14 protein-coding genes are annotated in these 16345 nt (G+C 60.6%); 8 read left to right on the plus strand and 6 right to left on the minus strand.

What is annotated here, in order from left to right; all coding sequences use genetic code 11:
* Window positions 1–2: 2 nt before the first annotated feature.
* From D0851_RS18485 to D0851_RS18495, 3 genes are all read right to left on the minus strand, one after another.
* Window positions 3–1610 (minus strand): carboxyl transferase domain-containing protein, encoded by a 1608-nt coding sequence (locus D0851_RS18485; RefSeq protein ID WP_117620471.1) that lies wholly within the window; start codon window positions 1608–1610, stop codon window positions 3–5.
* A gap of 209 nt (window positions 1611–1819) precedes the next feature.
* On the minus strand, window positions 1820–2986 hold the full coding sequence (locus D0851_RS18490) for an isovaleryl-CoA dehydrogenase (protein WP_117619941.1): 1167 nt from the start codon (window positions 2984–2986) through the stop codon (window positions 1820–1822).
* Window positions 2987–3008: 22 nt separating this feature from the next.
* Window positions 3009–3455, minus strand: coding sequence for a MerR family transcriptional regulator (locus D0851_RS18495; protein WP_117619942.1), 447 nt, complete (start codon window positions 3453–3455; stop codon window positions 3009–3011).
* Window positions 3456–3560: 105 nt separating this feature from the next.
* On the opposite strand from D0851_RS18495, the gene D0851_RS18500 reads away from it, so the two are divergent.
* From D0851_RS18500 to D0851_RS18510, 3 genes are all read left to right on the plus strand, one after another.
* Window positions 3561–4322, plus strand: a complete 762-nt coding sequence (locus D0851_RS18500; protein ID WP_117619943.1) for an SDR family NAD(P)-dependent oxidoreductase — start codon at window positions 3561–3563, stop codon at window positions 4320–4322.
* Between the two features lie 25 nt (window positions 4323–4347).
* Entirely contained in the window at window positions 4348–5499 is a 1152-nt protein-coding gene (locus tag D0851_RS18505; protein ID WP_117619944.1) for an acyl-CoA dehydrogenase family protein, read from the plus strand.
* Window positions 5500–5685: 186 nt separating this feature from the next.
* Entirely contained in the window at window positions 5686–6867 is a 1182-nt protein-coding gene (locus D0851_RS18510; RefSeq protein ID WP_117619945.1) for a thiolase family protein, read from the plus strand.
* Between the two features lie 54 nt (window positions 6868–6921).
* Here the strand turns inward: D0851_RS18510 and D0851_RS18515 are convergent, their stop codons facing one another.
* Window positions 6922–8838, minus strand: a complete 1917-nt coding sequence (locus tag D0851_RS18515) for a sigma 54-interacting transcriptional regulator (RefSeq protein ID WP_117619946.1) — start codon at window positions 8836–8838, stop codon at window positions 6922–6924.
* 301 nt (window positions 8839–9139) lie between these two features.
* Here D0851_RS18515 and D0851_RS18520 point away from each other — a divergent pair, with 301 nt between their 5' ends.
* From D0851_RS18520 to cynS, 4 genes are read left to right on the plus strand one after another with little or no spacing between them, the layout of a single operon-like run.
* On the plus strand, window positions 9140–10564 hold the full coding sequence (locus D0851_RS18520) for an ABC transporter substrate-binding protein (protein WP_117619947.1): 1425 nt from the start codon (window positions 9140–9142) through the stop codon (window positions 10562–10564).
* Window positions 10565–10566: 2 nt separating this feature from the next.
* On the plus strand, window positions 10567–11394 hold the full coding sequence (gene ntrB, locus D0851_RS18525; RefSeq protein WP_117619948.1) for a nitrate ABC transporter permease: 828 nt from the start codon (window positions 10567–10569) through the stop codon (window positions 11392–11394).
* Between the two features lie 56 nt (window positions 11395–11450).
* Window positions 11451–12359 (plus strand): ABC transporter ATP-binding protein, encoded by a 909-nt coding sequence (locus D0851_RS18530; protein WP_117619949.1) that lies wholly within the window; start codon window positions 11451–11453, stop codon window positions 12357–12359.
* Between the two features lie 27 nt (window positions 12360–12386).
* Window positions 12387–12830 carry a cyanase gene (gene cynS, locus D0851_RS18535; RefSeq protein ID WP_117619950.1) on the plus strand — a complete coding sequence of 148 codons (444 nt, stop codon included), beginning with the start codon at window positions 12387–12389 and terminating at the stop codon, window positions 12828–12830.
* A 119-nt stretch (window positions 12831–12949) separates the two neighbouring features.
* Here the strand turns inward: cynS and D0851_RS18540 are convergent, their stop codons facing one another.
* A complete protein-coding gene (locus tag D0851_RS18540; protein ID WP_117619951.1) occupies window positions 12950–13228 on the minus strand; it encodes an ACT domain-containing protein in 279 nt (92 codons plus the stop codon).
* The gene (gene ilvG, locus D0851_RS18545; protein ID WP_117619952.1) at window positions 13225–14925 is read right to left on the minus strand and encodes an acetolactate synthase 2 catalytic subunit; all 1701 of its coding nucleotides are present in this window, start codon (window positions 14923–14925) and stop codon (window positions 13225–13227) included. Before ilvG ends, D0851_RS18540 begins: the two co-directional genes overlap by 4 nt.
* Before the next feature lie 335 nt (window positions 14926–15260).
* On the opposite strand from ilvG, the gene D0851_RS18550 reads away from it, so the two are divergent.
* Entirely contained in the window at window positions 15261–16343 is a 1083-nt protein-coding gene (locus tag D0851_RS18550) for an efflux RND transporter periplasmic adaptor subunit (RefSeq protein ID WP_162893776.1), read from the plus strand.
* The last annotated feature ends 2 nt before the right edge of the window (window positions 16344–16345 follow it).

A 16345-nucleotide genomic window follows, 5' to 3' on the forward strand; every position in this document is an offset into this window, starting at 1 on the left:
GATTACATCCGGAACACGCCGAAGCGTGTCGGTTTGGCCGGGCGGTTAAGGGTGGCAGACAGGCTCAGGGCAACCACTTCGCGGGTCTGGGCCGGGTCGATCACGCCGTCGTCCCACAGCCGTGCACTGGCGTAGTAGGGGTGGCCCTGGTGCTCGTAGGTGTCGATGATCGGCTGTTTGAATTCGGCCTCTTCTTCGGCGCTCCACTCCTGGCCTTTACGTTCCATGCCCTCGCGGCGCACGGTGGCCATGACGCCGGCGGCCTGTTCGCCACCCATCACCGAGATGCGGGCATTGGGCCACATCCACAGGAAGTCCGGGCTGTAGGCGCGGCCGCACATGCCATAGTTGCCGGCGCCGAAGCTGCCGCCGATCAGTACGGTGATCTTGGGCACGTTGGCGCAGGCCACGGCCATCACCATCTTGGCGCCATGCTTGGCAATGCCTTCGGATTCGTACTTCTGGCCGACCATGAAGCCGGTGATATTCTGCAGGAACAGCAGCGGGATGTTGCGCTGGCAGCAGAGCTCCACAAAGTGCGCGCCTTTCTGGGCAGACTCACCGAACAGGATGCCGTTGTTGGCGATGATGCCCACCGGATAGCCGTGGATATGGGCAAAACCGGTCACCAGGGTCTGGCCGTAGTAGCGTTTGAACTCGTCAAACTCGGAGCCATCAACGATGCGGGCGATCACGTCGCGTACGTCGAACTGTTTGCGCAGGTCAGTGCCGACGATGCCGTAGATTTCCTCGGCGTCGTACAGCGGCGCTTTCGGCTTGCGGATCTCGACGTCCACTGGCTTGCGGCGGTTCAGGTTGGAGACGCAGCGCCGGGCGATTTCCAGGGCGTGAGCGTCGTTTTCGGCGTAATGGTCGGCAACACCGGAGATCTTGCAGTGTACGTCGGCACCGCCCAGGTCTTCGGCGCTGACCACTTCACCGGTGGCGGCTTTCACCAGCGGCGGGCCGGCCAGGAAGATGGTGCCCTGGTTGCGGACGATGATGGATTCGTCAGCCATGGCGGGTACGTAGGCGCCGCCGGCGGTGCACAGGCCCATGACGACGGCAATCTGGGGGATGTCGTCGGCGGACATGCGGGCCTGGTTGTAGAAGATGCGGCCGAAGTGGTCGCGGTCCGGGAAGACTTCGTCCTGTCTTGGCAGGTTGGCGCCGCCGGAATCGACCAGGTAGATGCAGGGCAGGCGGTTCTGCAGGGCGATTTCCTGGGCGCGCAGGTGTTTTTTGACGGTCAGCGGGTAGTAGCTGCCGCCTTTCACCGTGGCGTCGTTGGCGATGATCATGCATTCGGTGCCGGAGACGCGGCCCACGCCGGCAATGACGCCCGCTGCGGGGACTTCTTCATCGTAGACGTTGTAGGCGGCGAACTGGCCGATTTCCAGGAAGGGGGAGCCGTCGTCCAGGAGGCGGTTTATGCGCTCGCGGGGCAGCAGTTTGCCACGGGCGATGTGGCGCTCCTGGTAGGAGGGGCCACCGCCTTGCTGGATGGTGGAAACTTTGTCGCGCAGGTCCGCTACGGCGGTTGCCATGGAGTCCTGGTTGGCCTGGAATTCGTCAGACCTCGGGTTTATTTTGCTTTGCAGTATCGTCATGTTTTCCGGGCCTCGAGTTTCGGGGCGGCGGGACTGGCGGGGTGTCGCTCCGGGAACCGCTACGAGCACGTCCATGTGCGCTTGTTTCCGGCCATCCTTGGCCTCCAACATTCCCGGACCGTCCTGCCGCCGCCCCCTCCGTCATACTTTGGGTGCTGGCCGTCCCTGGCTTTCTTCGCTTTGGACAGCCTCTGGCTTGAAGCTGCGTTTTACTTGTTCAGGTACAGCTCTCGGCCGATCAGCATCCGGCGGATTTCGGACGTTCCGGCACCGATTTCGTAGAGTTTGGCGTCCCGCAGCAGTCGGCCAGTCGGGTATTCGTTGATGTAGCCGTTGCCGCCGAGCAATTGGATGGCGTCCAGAGCCAGTTTGGTGGCCATTTCCGCGGAGTAGAGAATGACGCCGGCGGCGTCTTTGCGGGTAGTTTCGCCTCGGTCGGCGGACATGGCGACCATATAGACGTAGGACTTGGCTGTGTTCATCCAGGTGTACATGTCGGCGACTTTGCCCTGTACCAGTTGGAATTCGCCGATGGCCTGGCCGAACTGTTTGCGCTCGCGGATGTAGGGGACGACCACGTCCATGGCGGCCTGCATGATGCCCAGGGGACCGCCGGAGAGGACGAGACGCTCGTAGTCGAGGCCGCTCATCAGGACTTTGGCGCCGTTGCCAACGCCGCCCAGAATGTTTTCTTTGGGAACCTTGCAGTCTTCGAACACCAGTTCACAGGTGTTGGAGCCGCGCATGCCGAGTTTGTCGAGTTTCTGGTGGCGGCTGAAGCCCGGGGCGTCGCGTTCTACGATGAAGGCGGTAACGCCCTTGGAGCCGGCCTGGGTGTCGGTCTTGGCGTAGATGACGTAGGTATTCGCATCCGGGCCGTTGGTGATCCACATTTTGGTGCCGTTGAGGACGTAGTGGTCACCGGCGTCTTTGGCGCTGAGCTTCATGGAGATGACGTCGGAGCCGGCATTGGGCTCGGACATGGCCAGGGCGCCGATGTGTTCACCACTGACGAGCTTCGGCAGGTATTTCTGTTTCTGCTCTTCGGTGCCGTTGCGGTGAATCTGGTTTACACACAGGTTGGAGTGGGCACCGTAGGAGAGGCCAACGGAGGCGGAGGCGCGGCTGATTTCTTCCATGGCGATGACATGCGCCAGGTAGCCCATGTCGGAGCCGCCGTATTCTTCGCTCACGGTGATACCCAGCAGGCCCATGTCGCCCATTTTCCGCCACAGGTCCATGGGGAACTCGTTGTTGCGGTCGATTTCCTCGGCGCGGGGTGCGATTTCAGCGGCGGCGAAGCCGTTGACCTGCTCACGCAGCATGTCGAGGGTTTCACCGAGGCCGAAATTGAGCTCTGAGTATTGTGATTTCATCGTTGGCTACCTTTGGTTTTTGTCATTGGTGTTCAGCGGTCTGCCGGGCTTCGTCGTCGGCCAGGGCCTGCTGTTTCTTTTTGTTCTGCAGTTCAGCCAGGGCTTCGCGGCACCGGGTTTCGGCTGTGTCTATTTCCATTTCCGCCTGGGCAATGTCGTTCTTTTGCTGTTCCATTTGTGCTCGTTTGTTGGCCAGAATGGTCAGCATCTTGTGAAGCTGTTTCTCATTTCCGCTGAGGGTTTCGTCCCACAGGTCAAACAGCTCTTTGGTTTCGGCCAGGGAAAAACCCATGCGCTTGCCCCGGAGGATGAGCTTCAGGCGCACCCGATCCTTTGAACTGAAGATCCGTGTCTGCCCGCGCCGTGAGGGCTTGAGCAGCTCCTGATCTTCGTAGAAACGAATGCTCCGGGTTGTTACATCGAACTCTTTGGCGAGCTCGCTGATGCTGAATGTCTTCTTTATGTCCATTGGGATTTCCTTTTTAGACTTAGGTTAGATAAAGTTTACGTAAACGTAAAGTAGTTTTAGAGTCCGATTTTAAACAAACAGAATCCTGAAAAGGGGGAGTGAACGATGGAATTTAAAAATGTAGCAGCCATTGTAACAGGCGGGGCTTCCGGGCTGGGCGAGGGTGCTGCCCGTGCGCTGGCGGCTGCCGGGTGCAAGGTGGCTATTCTGGATCTTCAGAAAGCGCAGGGTGAAAAGGTGGCAGCGGATATCGGCGGGATCTTCCTGGAGTGCGATGTCAGCTCGCCGGACAGCGCCGAGGCAGCCATCAAGGCAGCACGGGAAGCCCATGGCCATTGCGGCATTGCGGTGAACTGTGCCGGTATTGCCCCCGCCTCGAAGATTCTGGGCCGTGATGGTGTGATGCCGCTGGAGAACTTCAGCAAGGTTATCCAGGTCAACCTTATTGGCACCTTTAACATTATGCGCCTGGCGGCGGCGGAAATGGCCCAGCGTGAGCCGAATGCCGATGGTGAGCGTGGCGTGATCATCAACACGGCGTCGGTGGCCGCTTATGAAGGCCAGATCGGCCAGGCGGCGTATAGTGCTTCCAAGGGTGGCGTGGTTTCTCTGACACTCCAGTCCGCCCGTGAGCTGGCCCGGGAAGGTATCCGGGTGAATACCATTGCGCCGGGACTGTTCATGACGCCGATGATGGCTGGCATGCCTGAAGAAGTTCAGGAGAGCCTGGCTGCTACGCTGCCGTTCCCGAAGCGGCTCGGCAAACCGGAGGAGTTTGGCATGATGGTAGACCAGATGGTGCGTAACCCGGTTCTCAACGGCGAGGTCATCCGCCTCGATAGCGCCCTGCGTATGGCGCCCAAGTGACATCATTCAATTGCAGGAGACATTCATGACCATGTCTGTTGATAAAGAAGAACTGGCGATGTTCCGTGAGTCGGTGATCAGGGCTCTGGAAGCCGAGGTTAAGCCTCATTACGAAGCCTGGGAGAAGACCGGCATCGTGCCCAGGGAGCTGTGGAACACCCTCGGCAACGCCGGCATGCTGTGTGTCGACGTGCCCGAAGAGTGCGGGGGGGTCGGTGCACCCTTCCAGTTCTCCGTGGTTGTGGGAGAAGAGCTTGCCCGCATGGGGTTCGGCGCGCTGTCCACCAATGTGATGGTGCACTCGGATATTGTTGCGCCGTACCTTAGCCACCTTGCCAGCGAAGAGCAGAAGCAGCAGTGGCTGCCAAAGCTGGTTTCCGGGGAGGCGGTTGGCGCCATCGCCATGACCGAACCCGGCGCCGGCAGTGACCTGCAGGCGATCCGCACCAGTGCCGTGAAGGATGGCGACGACTACATCCTCAATGGCTCGAAGACCTTCATCACCAACGGCCAGCACGCCGACATGGTCATCGTGGCCGCCAAGACGGATCCCAAAGCCGGTGCCCGAGGCATCAGCCTGTTCCTGGTGGATACGTCACTGCCGGGCTACAGCAAGGGCCGGAACCTGGACAAGATCGGCCAGCATTCCGGTGACACCTCCGAGATGTTCTTCTCGGATATGCGCATTCCGTCTTCTGCTCTTCTGGGTGAGGAAGGGCAGGGTTTCATGTACCTGATGCGCGAGCTGCCCCGGGAGCGGCTGGTGATTGGTGCCCTTGGTGTTGCCGCCGCCCGTGGCTCCCTCGACCTGACCATCGCCTATGCCCAGGAGCGGGAACTGTTCGGCCAGAAACTGGCCCAACTGCAAAACACCCGGTTTGAAATCGCCCGCATGGAGACCGATTACCGGGTCAACAAGGCGTTCGTGGACCAGTGTATTGATCAGTACGATCTGGGCGAGCTGGATGCCCCAACTGCCTCCATGGCCAAGTACAGCGCCACCGAGATGCAGTGTCGCGTGGCCGATGGTTGTTTGCAGCTGTTTGGCGGTTACGGCTATACCACGGAGTACCCGATCTCCCGGAACTTTATCGACGCCAGGGTGCAGCGGATTTACGGTGGCACCTCGGAAGTGATGAAAGAAATTATTGCCCGTTCTGTGCTGGGCAAAGCCTGAAACCCGGGAACCTAATCCGGTTCTATAGAGGGCAATTCGAATGTTTGGGGTCCGAGCAGGGGGATGCCTTTCCGGGACTGTCCAAAACATGGATGTTTTGGACAAGCGTACAGGGACGTATATACCGCGTGTCCCGGAAAGGCATCCCCCTGATCGGGCCCTCCCCCAAATCAGGAGGACAATCAAATGAACAGCAATGACGTAGTAATAGCAGGTTCCGCAAGAACACCAATGGGCGGCATGATGGGCTCCCTCAGTTCCGTGCGTTCCCCGGATCTGGGCGCCACCGCCATCAGGGCGGCCATCGAACGCTCCGGCCTCCAGCCGGCTGACATCCAGGAAGTGATCATGGGCTGCGTACTGCCCGCGGGCCTCGGCCAGGCCCCGGCCCGCCAGGCCTCCCGTGCCTCCGGCATCCCGGACAGCTCCGGCTGCACCACCGTCAACAAGATGTGCGGCTCCGGCATGCAGGCCGTGATCATGGCCCACGACCAGATCAAGGCCGGCACCAACAACATCATGATCGCCGGCGGCATGGAAAACATGAGCCAGGCGCCGTACCTGTTGCCCAAAGCCCGCGCCGGCATGCGCATGGGCCACGGCCAGGTGATGGACAGCATGTTCCTGGACGGCCTGGAAGACGCCTATGAAGGCGGCCTGATGGGCGTGTTCGCCCAGCGCACTGCTGACAAATACGACATCAGCCGCCAGGCCATGGATGAATTCGCTATCGGCTCCCTGCAGAAATCCCTGGCCGCCATCGAAAACGGCTGGTTCCGGGACGAGATTGTTCCAGTGACTGTCTCTGGCCGTGGTGGTGACACCAACGTCGACACTGACGAGCAACCGGGCAACGCCAAACCGGAGAAAATCCCGCATCTGAAACCGGCCTTCGCCAAAGACGGTTCGGTGACCGCCGCCAACTCCAGCTCCATCAGCGACGGCGCCTCTGCGCTGGTGCTGGCATCCGCTGCTGAAGCCGACGCCCGCGGCCTGACGCCCCAGGCCCGTATCCTGGCCCACGCCACCCATGCCCGCTTGCCGGCCGAGTTCACCCTGGCGCCCATCGGTGCCATCGAAAAAGTGCTGAAGAAAGCCGGCTGGAGCGTGGACGACGTGGATCTGTTCGAGATCAATGAAGCCTTCGCGGTGGTCACCCTGGCGGCCATTAACGAGCTCAAACTCCCAGCCGAAAAGGTCAACGTCCACGGTGGCGCCTGCGCCCTTGGTCACCCGATTGGTTCTTCGGGGTCGCGGATCATCGTTACCCTGATTAATGCCCTGAAGCAGCGTGGCCTGAAGCGTGGCGTAGCTTCACTGTGTATTGGTGGGGGCGAGGGTACCGCCGTGGCCATTGAGCTGATCTGATCTGGCCCGGGAGGCAGCTCCGGTTTTGGTCTGCCTCCCCCCGCTCCTCACACTTCAAATCTGACGGGCCTGAAAATTTCTGGGCTCAATCCGGAGTTTTTTCAGCCGCGAGGTGAGGGTGGTTGGCTTGATGCCCAGCATCGCCGCCGCCCCGTCCTCCCCGAATACCCGGCCGCCACTCATTTCCAGGGCCTTTGTCAGGTTCTGTTTTTCCAGCTCTCTGAGTTCGTGTTCAGTCATCAGTTCGCCGTTGAAATGCCGGGCCGGCGGCGTTTGTTCGGGCGTGGGTCTGGCGGCGGAATCCGGCCCGGGAAGATCCAGGTCCAGTCTGCCGTTGGCGGTGATGACCTGGCGCTCAATCACGTTCTCCAGCTCCCTCACGTTGCCCGGCCACTGGTAGGCCTTGAGGGTCTCCACGTCCCGCTCTCTTAATGTCAGCTGGGGCCGGTTGAACTTCTGGCAGGCCCGGTTCAGGAATTCCCGGGCGAGAATGGGAATGTCTTCCCGGCGCCGGCGCAGTGGCACCGACTCGATAGGGAAGACGTTCAGGCGGAAGTAGAGGTCTTCCCGGAAGGCTTTCTCCTGAACTTCCGATTTCAGATCCCGGTTGGTGGCCGCGATGACCCGGACATCCACCGCCCGGGTGCGGTTTTCGCCCACGCGCTCGAACTGCTGGTCCTGCAGAACCCGAAGCAGTTTGCCTTGAAGTTCCAGCGGGATTTCCCCCACTTCGTCCAGGAACAGGGTGCCGCCGTCGGCCAGCTCGAACCGGCCCACGCGGTCGCTGACGGCGCCGGTGAACGCGCCCTTGATGTGGCCGAAAAACTCGCTCTCGAACAGGTCCTTGGGAATGGCCGCGCAGTTCACCCGGATCAGGGGCCGGTCCCGCCGGCTGCTGGACTGGTGGATGGCGCGGGCGATCAGTTCCTTGCCGGTGCCGGATTCGCCGGTGATCAGCACGTTGGCATCGGTCGGCGCTACCATGCTGATTCGTTGCACAATGGCTCGGATGGCCTCGCTCTGGCCAAGGATTTCGTGAAAGTGATATTCCGCGCTGAGTTCCTCCTGCAGGTAGGCGTTTTCCATTTCCAGCCGGTGTTTGAGGGTCTCCACCTCCTCCAGCGCTTTCTGCAGTTCTTTCTGGGCCTCGAGGCGTGCCGAGATATCCCGGAAGACCACCACGGCGCCCACCGGATGGCCGTTATCCAGAATCGGCGTGCTGGTGTATTCCACCGGGAAGCCAGTGCCGTCCTTGCGCCAGAACCAGTCCTCGCCTATCTGCTTCACGCTGGCGTCCCGGAACGCAGCATAAATGGGGCACTCTTTCAGGGGGAAGAGGCTGCCATCCGCATGGGAGTGATGCACAACGCGGTGAATGACCCGGCCCATCAGCTCATCAATACGCCAGCCCAGCATCCGTTCCGCGGCCGGGTTGGCAAAGGTGGTTCGCCCCTCCGCATCGACGCCGTAGATGCCTTCTCCGACCGCGTGCAGGATGAGCTGGTTCTCCCGTTCCATGTCCTTGAACAGTTCCTCCACCCGTCGCCATTCGAGCAGCCCTCCCCGGTGATAGTGGTTGGCATCGTGTCGTTCCCGAAGGGTACGCAACTGGCGGCGGTCCCGAAGCAGCAGCAAGACGTTCCGGGATTCCGCCTCGCCAACCCGGGAGGAGGAGATCTCCAGCTCCACTGTGTGGCCGTCCCTGCGCCTGAGCATGAAGTCTTTGCTCCAGCCGTGGCTTCGGAACAGGGTTTCTTCAGTGAAGGTAATCAGTTGCGGGCGCTGGTCAGGGAACAGAAGGGTGCAGGGGGTGCCCGTCAGGGATTGCCGGTCCGTGCCGATCATGCGGGCAAGGGCGCTGTTGGCCGCAACGACCAGATCCTGGCTGGCATCCACCAGCAGGGCGGCTTCGGGCAGGTGGTCGATCCAGTTCGTGGCGGCTATCGGAGTGATGGCGTTTTCGGGGCTCATGGGTCTGTCCTGTGTTATCCCGGATAAGACCAGACAAACCCTGTGCCAACTACGAAAAATCGTGGCATTTGCTACGAAAAATCGTTAACTACGAAAAATCGTAGTTGGTGAGATTCGTAGTCTTGGATTTAAACACCAGTTAAAACAGCGCATTAATAAAAAAACAGCAGTTGGCACAAACCCTGCGATAGCTCTTTCAGAACGTAAAAAAGGTCCGGCCCTTTTTCAACTCCGGATCCGAACTGCACCTTGGCTGCACCGCGAGAGTGCAAAAACAACCCGAGATTAGGGAGAGTGCCCCATGACCACAAAAAGCCTTGGTAATCCGTTTGACGGTGACCAGTCACTGATTCACGCCAGAACCTGTGGCTGTCCGGAATGCAAGCCCGGGCAGGAAACGCCGTCGGTGCCTCTGAATCTCCAGCAATCGACAAGCCAGGATGCATCGGCCTCCGAAGGCGCCATGGATTCCGAGGTCATGATGGACCGGGCAATCGAGAGCGCGGTGGTTCGGTCGGTGTTCGGCCACAACGATCACAGTCGCCGGAGCTTCATGAAAATGATGGGGGCGGGCACCGCGGCCGCGCTGCTGGGCAGCGTCTTTCCCATGGACAAGGCCAAGGCGGCGGTCAAGGAATCCCTGGGCAAGCTGGAGAAGACCAAACTCAACGTCGGCTTCGTGCCTATCACCTGTGCCACGCCCATCATTATGGCGCACCCCATGGGTTTTTATGAGCGCTACGGCCTGGATGTGACCGTTACCAAAACCGCCGGCTGGGCGGTGGCCCGGGACAAGTCCCTGGCAGGCGAATACGACGCTTCCCATATGCTGACCCCCATGCCCCTGGCCATGAGCATGGGCGCCGGTTCAACACCCGAGCCGTTTATCATGCCGGCGGTTGAGAACATTAATGGCCAGGCCATCGTCCTGCATGTGGATCACAAGGACAAGCGGGACCCGAAACAGTGGAAAGGCTTCAAGTTCGGGGTGCCGTTCGAATACTCCATGCACAACTTCCTGCTGCGCTACTACCTGGCCGAGAACGGTATCGACCCCGACAAGGACGTACAGATCCGCGTGGTGCCGCCGCCCGAGATGGTTGCCAACCTGCGTGCCGGTAACCTGGATGGCTACCTGTCTCCGGACCCGTTCAACCAGCGTGCGGTGTGGGAGAAGGTGGGCTTCATCCATATGCTCACCAAGGACATCTGGGAAGGCCACCCGTGCTGCGCCTTTGCCTGCAGCCAGCAGTTCGCCACCCGGAACCCGAATACCTACGGCGCCCTGCTGCGGGCGATCATCGACGCCACCCAGTACTCCAACAATCCGGATAACCGCAAGGAAATTTCCGAAGCCATTGCACCAAAGAACTACCTGAACCAGCCGGTTCCGGTGATCCAGCAGGTGCTCACCGGCTACTACGCCGATGGTTTGGGCGAGGTGAAAAACGTACCGGACCGTATCGACTTCGATCCGTTCCCCTGGCACTCCATGGGTGTCTGGATTCTCACCCAGATGAAGCGCTGGGGTTATATCGAAGGCGACGTGGATTACAAGGGGATCGCCGAACAGGTCTACCTGGCGGGCGAGACCGGCAAGGTCATGGAAGAACTGGGCTACACGGCACCGGACAGGACCTACAAGACCCACACCATCATGGGCAAGACCTTTGATTCGGATCGTGCCGAAGCCTATGCCCGCAGCTTCGCGATTGGAAGGGTGTAATCATGGCTTCGTTGAACGTACGGGCAGCACTGCTGTCGGTGTCGTTCCTGATTCTGGCCCTGGGGCTCTGGGAAATGGCAACCCAGCCCCCGGAAGCCCAGACCGGAATGACGGAATACGAGATACTGATGGGGGGTGCCGACCAGGAATCCCGGGTGCCGCCGCCCTCAGCGGTGATCAAGCTGGCCTGGGCCGAGTTGTCCAACCCGTTCTATGACGCCGGCGCCAACGACAAGGGTATCGGCATCCAGTTGGGGTATTCGGTGTACCGGGTGCTGACCGGCTACCTTGCTGCCATGGCCATCGCGCTGCCCATAGGTTTCCTGATTGGCATGTCGCCGTTGATGTACAAGGCGCTGAACCCGTACATCCAGGTTCTGCGCCCCATCTCGCCCCTGGCCTGGATGCCGCTGGCCCTGTTCATTATCCAGGATTCCGATGCCTCGGCGATCTTCGTGATCTTCATCTGCTCAATCTGGCCGATGTTGCTCAACACCGCCTTCGGCGTTGCCAATGTGAGGCAGGACTGGGTGAACGTGGCCCGCACCCACGAACTCGGGCCGCTGCGCACCGCCATCACGGTGATCCTGCCGGCCGCCGCACCGACCATCCTGACCGGTATGCGAATTTCCATCGGCATTGCCTGGCTGGTCATTGTCGCCGCGGAAATGCTCGTGGGCGGCACCGGCATCGGTTACTACGTGTGGAACGAGTGGAACAACCTGGACCTGGCCAGTGTGATCTTCTCCATCCTGATGATCGGGGTGGTCGGCATGCTGCTGGATCTGGCCCTGGGCAAGGCTCAGAAGCTGGTGGAATACAAAGAATGAGCGGTTCGGTGACGGGCAGCCGGCGCCGGCCTCAAACCTCCGAATGGAGACCTGTTATGAGTAAGTCATTCCTGGAAGTAGAGGGTTTGTCCAAAGTGTATCCGGACGGCCAGGGCGGCGAACTGACTGTGTTCGAGGATGTCCGCTTTGCTCTGGAGAAAGGGGAGTTTGTCTGCATCATCGGCCACTCCGGTTGCGGCAAATCCACCATCCTGAACGTATTGGCGGGCCTGGACGAGGCCAGGGCCGGCAACGTGGTGATGAACGGCAAGGAAGTCAAAGGCCCCGGGCTTGAACGTGGCGTGGTGTTCCAGAACTACAGCCTGCTGCCCTGGAAAACCACACTGAACAACATCGTGTTTGCCGTTCGCGCCCGTTGGCCCAAATGGTCCAGGGAAGAGGTTAAAGCGCACAGCGAGCGCTACCTGAAAATGGTGGGGCTGGATCACGCCCTGAATCGCAAGCCGTCCCAGCTCTCCGGAGGCATGCGCCAGCGGGTCAGTATCGCCCGGGCCTTCGCCACCCAGCCGGAACTCCTGTTGCTGGACGAACCCTTCGGCGCGCTGGATGCGCTGACCCGGGGTGTGATTCAGGACGAACTGGTGAAAATCTGGGAAGAAACCCGCCAGACCGTGTTCATGATCACCCACGATGTGGACGAAGCCATCCTGCTCTCCGACCGCATCTTCCTGATGTCCAACGGTCCCAATGCCCGCATCGCCGAAAGCGTGAAAGTGGACATCCCGCATCCAAGGGCCCGGGCCACCATCTTCCAGAACCCGGCTTACCACAAAACCCGGGACTACCTGGTGGACTTCCTGGTCAACCGCAGTGGCGCGGCCCTGCCAGAGAAAGACGGCAGCCCGAAAGTCGCCGAGCCTGCCAAGGGCGTTGCCCAGTCAACGCCAGCGTCTGCCGAACCTGAATCCGAATCTGAAACTGCCGCTCGCGCGGTGAATGCCTGAAATCTAAAGCCAAGAGAGGAAACAGCCATGATGAACAAAGAACTGATGACCGCCAAAATCCTGGAAGCCAAAGTTTCCAAGGGCATTACCTGGGAATCCATCGCCGAAACCATCGGCATGTCCCCGGTGTTCACCACCTCAGCGGCCCTGGGCATGAACAGCCTGACCGAAGACAAGGCCTTCGCGTTGTGCGAAATCCTGGGTCTGGACAAGCCGGTGGCGGAAGCCCTGCAGGTCTGCCCGAAAAAGGCCTGGGACGGCGCCGTGCCGCAGGATCCGCTGATCTACCGTTTGTATGAGGTGGTGGGTGTTTACGGTGACACCATGAAAGAACTCATCCATGAGAAGTTCGGCGATGGCATCATGAGCGCCATCGACTTCACCATGGATGTCGAGAAGGAAGAGAACCCGAAGGGCGACCGCGTTGTGGTTACCATGAACGGGAAGTTCCTGCCTTACAAGGCCTGGTAACCTCAATGCCTGTAACTTCGGAGTTTCCGTCCTTGTAGCCTGTGGGTTGAGGGGCGGGCCTGCCACCCCCGTACCTGCCCGCCAAATCTCAGGCTACAAAAAGACCAGCCCTTAAAAGTTCAGGCCGAACGAGACCGAGCCACAGACCCAGATGCGAGGGCAACCTCGGCCACCGTATGCAGCTTCTCCAGTTGCGACTGCAACATGGCAATCGGCCGCGTGCCCTCGAGGGTGAGGGCGATGTTCAGGTGCTCGCCGGCGGTTTCTACCGCCATGGTGGCAATCCGGAACCCGCGGATGCGGACCACCTGGCACAGACGCTCCAGGGCGGCGGCTTCGTGGGTCATCCGGCAATTGATGGTGTAGCTGGGTGTTGATGGCTGGGGTTGCGGGTTCATGCAACTTGCTCCTTGCCGGCTTTGGGCGTGCGTCGGGTTTCGTCGATCATGTCTGTGTTGCTGGCGCCGGGTTTGACGATGGGCCAGACGTTTTCTTCACGGCTGATGGCCACGTGCAGCAGCATGGGGCCGTTGTAGGCCAGGATGGTTTCGATGCCACGGCGGATCTGGTCGGTGCGTTCGATGTATAGGCCCGGGATGTCAAAGGCCCGGGCCATGGCGACGAAATCCGGATTGTCGTCCAGGTTTATCTGGCTTTCCCGGTTGTTGTAGAACAGCTCCTGTTGCTGGCGGACCATGCCCAGGCACTGGTTGTCCATGATGATGAGCTTCACCGGCAGGTTGTAGCGGCGGATGGTAGCCAGTTCCTGGGCGTTCATCATGAACGAACCATCGCCGGTAACGTTGATGACCGTGCTGTTGCGGTCGGCAAACTGGGCGCCGATGGCCGCGGGCAATCCAAAGCCCATGGTGCCGAGGCCGCCACTGGTGAGGTGGTGGCGTGGGTGGTCGAAGTCATAGTGCTGGGCAACCCACATCTGGTGCTGGCCCACGTCGCAGGCGATCACGGTGTCGTCGGGAGCAATCCGTGAGAGCTGGCGGATAAAGGCCGGGCCGGTAATGGGTGCCATAGGACCATCGTTGTCGGCCGCGTGGAAGCCGCCGGTGGTGTGCCAGGTGCGGCACTGTTTCTGCCAGTCGCTGATGGTCAGTGGCTCATCCTGCAAGGCTCCGGCCAGTACCTTCAGTATTTCGTTCAGGTCCCCGCGGATAGCCAGATCGGCCGGGCGCAGTTTGTTGATTTCGGCGGCATCGGCGTCGATGTGGATCAGCTTTGCGTTGGGGGCGAAGCCGTCCAGGTTGCCGGTGGCGCGGTCGTCCAGGCGGGCGCCGATGACCAGCAACAGGTCGCATTCGTCCACCGCCTTATTGGCGGCGCGTGAGCCGTGCATGCCCAGCATGCCCAGATTGTAGGGATTGTGTTTGCCCGGGTTGCCGATGCCCTTGAGGGTTAAAACCGCCGGCAATTCGGAATATTCGGCAAACGCCCGGAAGCTGTCCTCGGCGTGGGCCAGGCTGATGCCACCGCCGCTGTAGAGCAGGGGCTTGCGGGCGGCGTGCAGCATCGCCAGGGCTTCCGTCAGGTCTGTCGAGGCCGTTTCACGGGGCTCGGGTTGGGAGAAGGGCGCATCGGCCACTTCGGTCAACAACAGGTCTTTGGGAACATCAATCCAGACCGGGCCGGGGCGGCCGCTCTGGGCCAGTTCCATGGCTTCTTCCATGATCGCGGGCAGGGCATTGGCGTCGTCGACCAGGTAGCTGTGTTTGACGATACCCAGGGTCATGCCCAGTACATCGGTTTCCTGGAAGGCATCGGTGCCGATCAGGCCGGAGGGCACCTGGCCGGTGATAACCAGCATGGGGATGGAATCCCGGTGAGCGTTGGCCACGCCGGTGACCAGGTTGGTTGCACCAGGGCCTGAGGTGGCGATGCACACCCCCAGAGTGCCGCTGGCCCGGGCATAGCCGTCGGCAGCGAGGGCGCAACCCTGCTCGTGGCGGCACAGCACGTGTTCCACGCTCACATCGTCTACCAGCGCGTCGTATAGCGGCATGATGCAGCCGCCCGGATAACCGAAAACCGTGCGGATGTTGTGGCGGTGGAACGCTTCAAGAATGTGCTGTGCGCCGTTCATGGTCGTTTTTCCTTTTTTCCTGGCCGCAAATAAAGAAACCCCCGGGACCTTTCGGTGCCGGGGGTTTCTGGTGTCTTGTCAGGTTTGTCGCTATCTCACCCGCTTGTCCACGCAGAAGCCCCCAGACGGTACCACGACCACCAGGACTAGCTTCACAAGGACAATCACTGCGTTGAGATTCATATAATCGACGGTCTGCTCTGAATTCGTCAAAAGATTCTGTGTAGAATCTACCCCACGTTTTCAGCCGGATGCAACCGTTAATTACGGGTTTTTTCTGCCAGCCTCGAGAGAGGCTTCATATCAGTAACAGTGAGAGTAACAGTGAGCATTCAATGACGAAAGCAAAATGGGGTTCCCTCGGTCTGTCACTTCTGGTCGTGATTGCGCTGGTGATCTGGATGGCTACCGGTGAGGTGAAGGTAGCCAGTGATGAGCCTCTGGAGCGCCAGGATGGCGGTGACGGCCAGTTGACAAGCGTGCAGGTGGAAATCCTGACAGCGAAGCTCCACGAGCCGGGGTTGATGCTTCAGGGACAGTTGGAGCCATGGAATTCCGTGATGCTCAGTGCCCAGGTTTCGGGCCGGATTGAATCCCTGGCTGTCGGACTCGGCGAGCAGGTCCGGGAAGGGCAGGCGCTGCTTACGGTTTCCGATGAAGGGCGCAGTTCCGCGGTTCTGCGCTGGCAATCCAGGGTTCGCAAGCTGGAGGCAGACCTGGCCGCTGCCCGCCGGCTGAGGGCCGACAACCTTGCCGCCCAGTCGGAAGTGCTGGCCCTTGAGAGTGAACTGGCCGCCGCCAATGCCGAACTGACCAACGCCCGGCAGGCTGTCAGCCATCTCACACCTGAGGCGCCTTTCGACGGCACCATCAACAGCAAATCCGTGGATACCGGCGATCTTGTGCAGGTGGGCTCTCCGCTTTTCCAGCTGGTAAGAGTGGACCGTCTGAAAGCGACCGCGCAGATTCCCCAGCAGTCAGTGACCAATGTGGCAGCCGGCCAGGCCGTTCGCGTGGATCTGCTGGATGGCAGCCGGCTCTCCGGCGTTGTAACGTTTGTGGCCAGTGCGGCATCGCCGGAAACCCGCAGCTTCGCAGTGGAAATCGCCGTGGAAAATCCGGACCGCAGGCGGGTGGCCGGTGGCAGCGCCAGCCTGCGAATCGCGCTGCCCGAGGTGAAGGCGATGTTTATTTCTCCGGCTTATCTTTCGCTCGGGGACGATGGCCGCCCGGGGGTGAAATACGTGGACGACCAGAACCGGGTGGTGTTCGGTGAGGTGACATTGCTGAGTGTTTCCACCGACGGGGCCTGGGTAACCGGGTTGCCGGATGAAATCCGTCTCATCACCCGGGGTGGCGGTTTCGTGAGTACCGGTGAGAAAGTGATGCCGGTCGACACCTCTGAAAACAGGGGTTAGGC

The sequence above is a fragment of the Marinobacter sp. Arc7-DN-1 genome (assembly GCF_003441595.1).
In the GTDB taxonomy this organism is placed as follows: domain Bacteria; phylum Pseudomonadota; class Gammaproteobacteria; order Pseudomonadales; family Oleiphilaceae; genus Marinobacter; species Marinobacter metalliresistant.

What these genes read in the sequence shown, in the direction of transcription:
- D0851_RS18520 (WP_117619947.1), top strand. Translation starts at nt 9,140, where the DNA reads ATGACCACAAAAAGCCTTGGTAATCCGTTTGACGGTGACCAGTCACTG.
- D0851_RS18495 (WP_117619942.1), bottom strand. Translation starts at nt 3,455, where the DNA reads ATGGACATAAAGAAGACATTCAGCATCAGCGAGCTCGCCAAAGAGTTC.
- ntrB (WP_117619948.1), top strand. Translation starts at nt 10,567, where the DNA reads ATGGCTTCGTTGAACGTACGGGCAGCACTGCTGTCGGTGTCGTTCCTG.
- D0851_RS18485 (WP_117620471.1), bottom strand. Translation starts at nt 1,610, where the DNA reads ATGACGATACTGCAAAGCAAAATAAACCCGAGGTCTGACGAATTCCAG.
- D0851_RS18540 (WP_117619951.1), bottom strand. Translation starts at nt 13,228, where the DNA reads ATGAACCCGCAACCCCAGCCATCAACACCCAGCTACACCATCAATTGC.
- D0851_RS18530 (WP_117619949.1), top strand. Translation starts at nt 11,451, where the DNA reads ATGAGTAAGTCATTCCTGGAAGTAGAGGGTTTGTCCAAAGTGTATCCG.
- D0851_RS18550 (WP_162893776.1), top strand. Translation starts at nt 15,261, where the DNA reads ATGACGAAAGCAAAATGGGGTTCCCTCGGTCTGTCACTTCTGGTCGTG.
- D0851_RS18500 (WP_117619943.1), top strand. Translation starts at nt 3,561, where the DNA reads ATGGAATTTAAAAATGTAGCAGCCATTGTAACAGGCGGGGCTTCCGGG.
- D0851_RS18510 (WP_117619945.1), top strand. Translation starts at nt 5,686, where the DNA reads ATGAACAGCAATGACGTAGTAATAGCAGGTTCCGCAAGAACACCAATG.
- D0851_RS18490 (WP_117619941.1), bottom strand. Translation starts at nt 2,986, where the DNA reads ATGAAATCACAATACTCAGAGCTCAATTTCGGCCTCGGTGAAACCCTC.
- cynS (WP_117619950.1), top strand. Translation starts at nt 12,387, where the DNA reads ATGATGAACAAAGAACTGATGACCGCCAAAATCCTGGAAGCCAAAGTT.
- D0851_RS18515 (WP_117619946.1), bottom strand. Translation starts at nt 8,838, where the DNA reads ATGAGCCCCGAAAACGCCATCACTCCGATAGCCGCCACGAACTGGATC.
- ilvG (WP_117619952.1), bottom strand. Translation starts at nt 14,925, where the DNA reads ATGAACGGCGCACAGCACATTCTTGAAGCGTTCCACCGCCACAACATC.
- D0851_RS18505 (WP_117619944.1), top strand. Translation starts at nt 4,348, where the DNA reads ATGACCATGTCTGTTGATAAAGAAGAACTGGCGATGTTCCGTGAGTCG.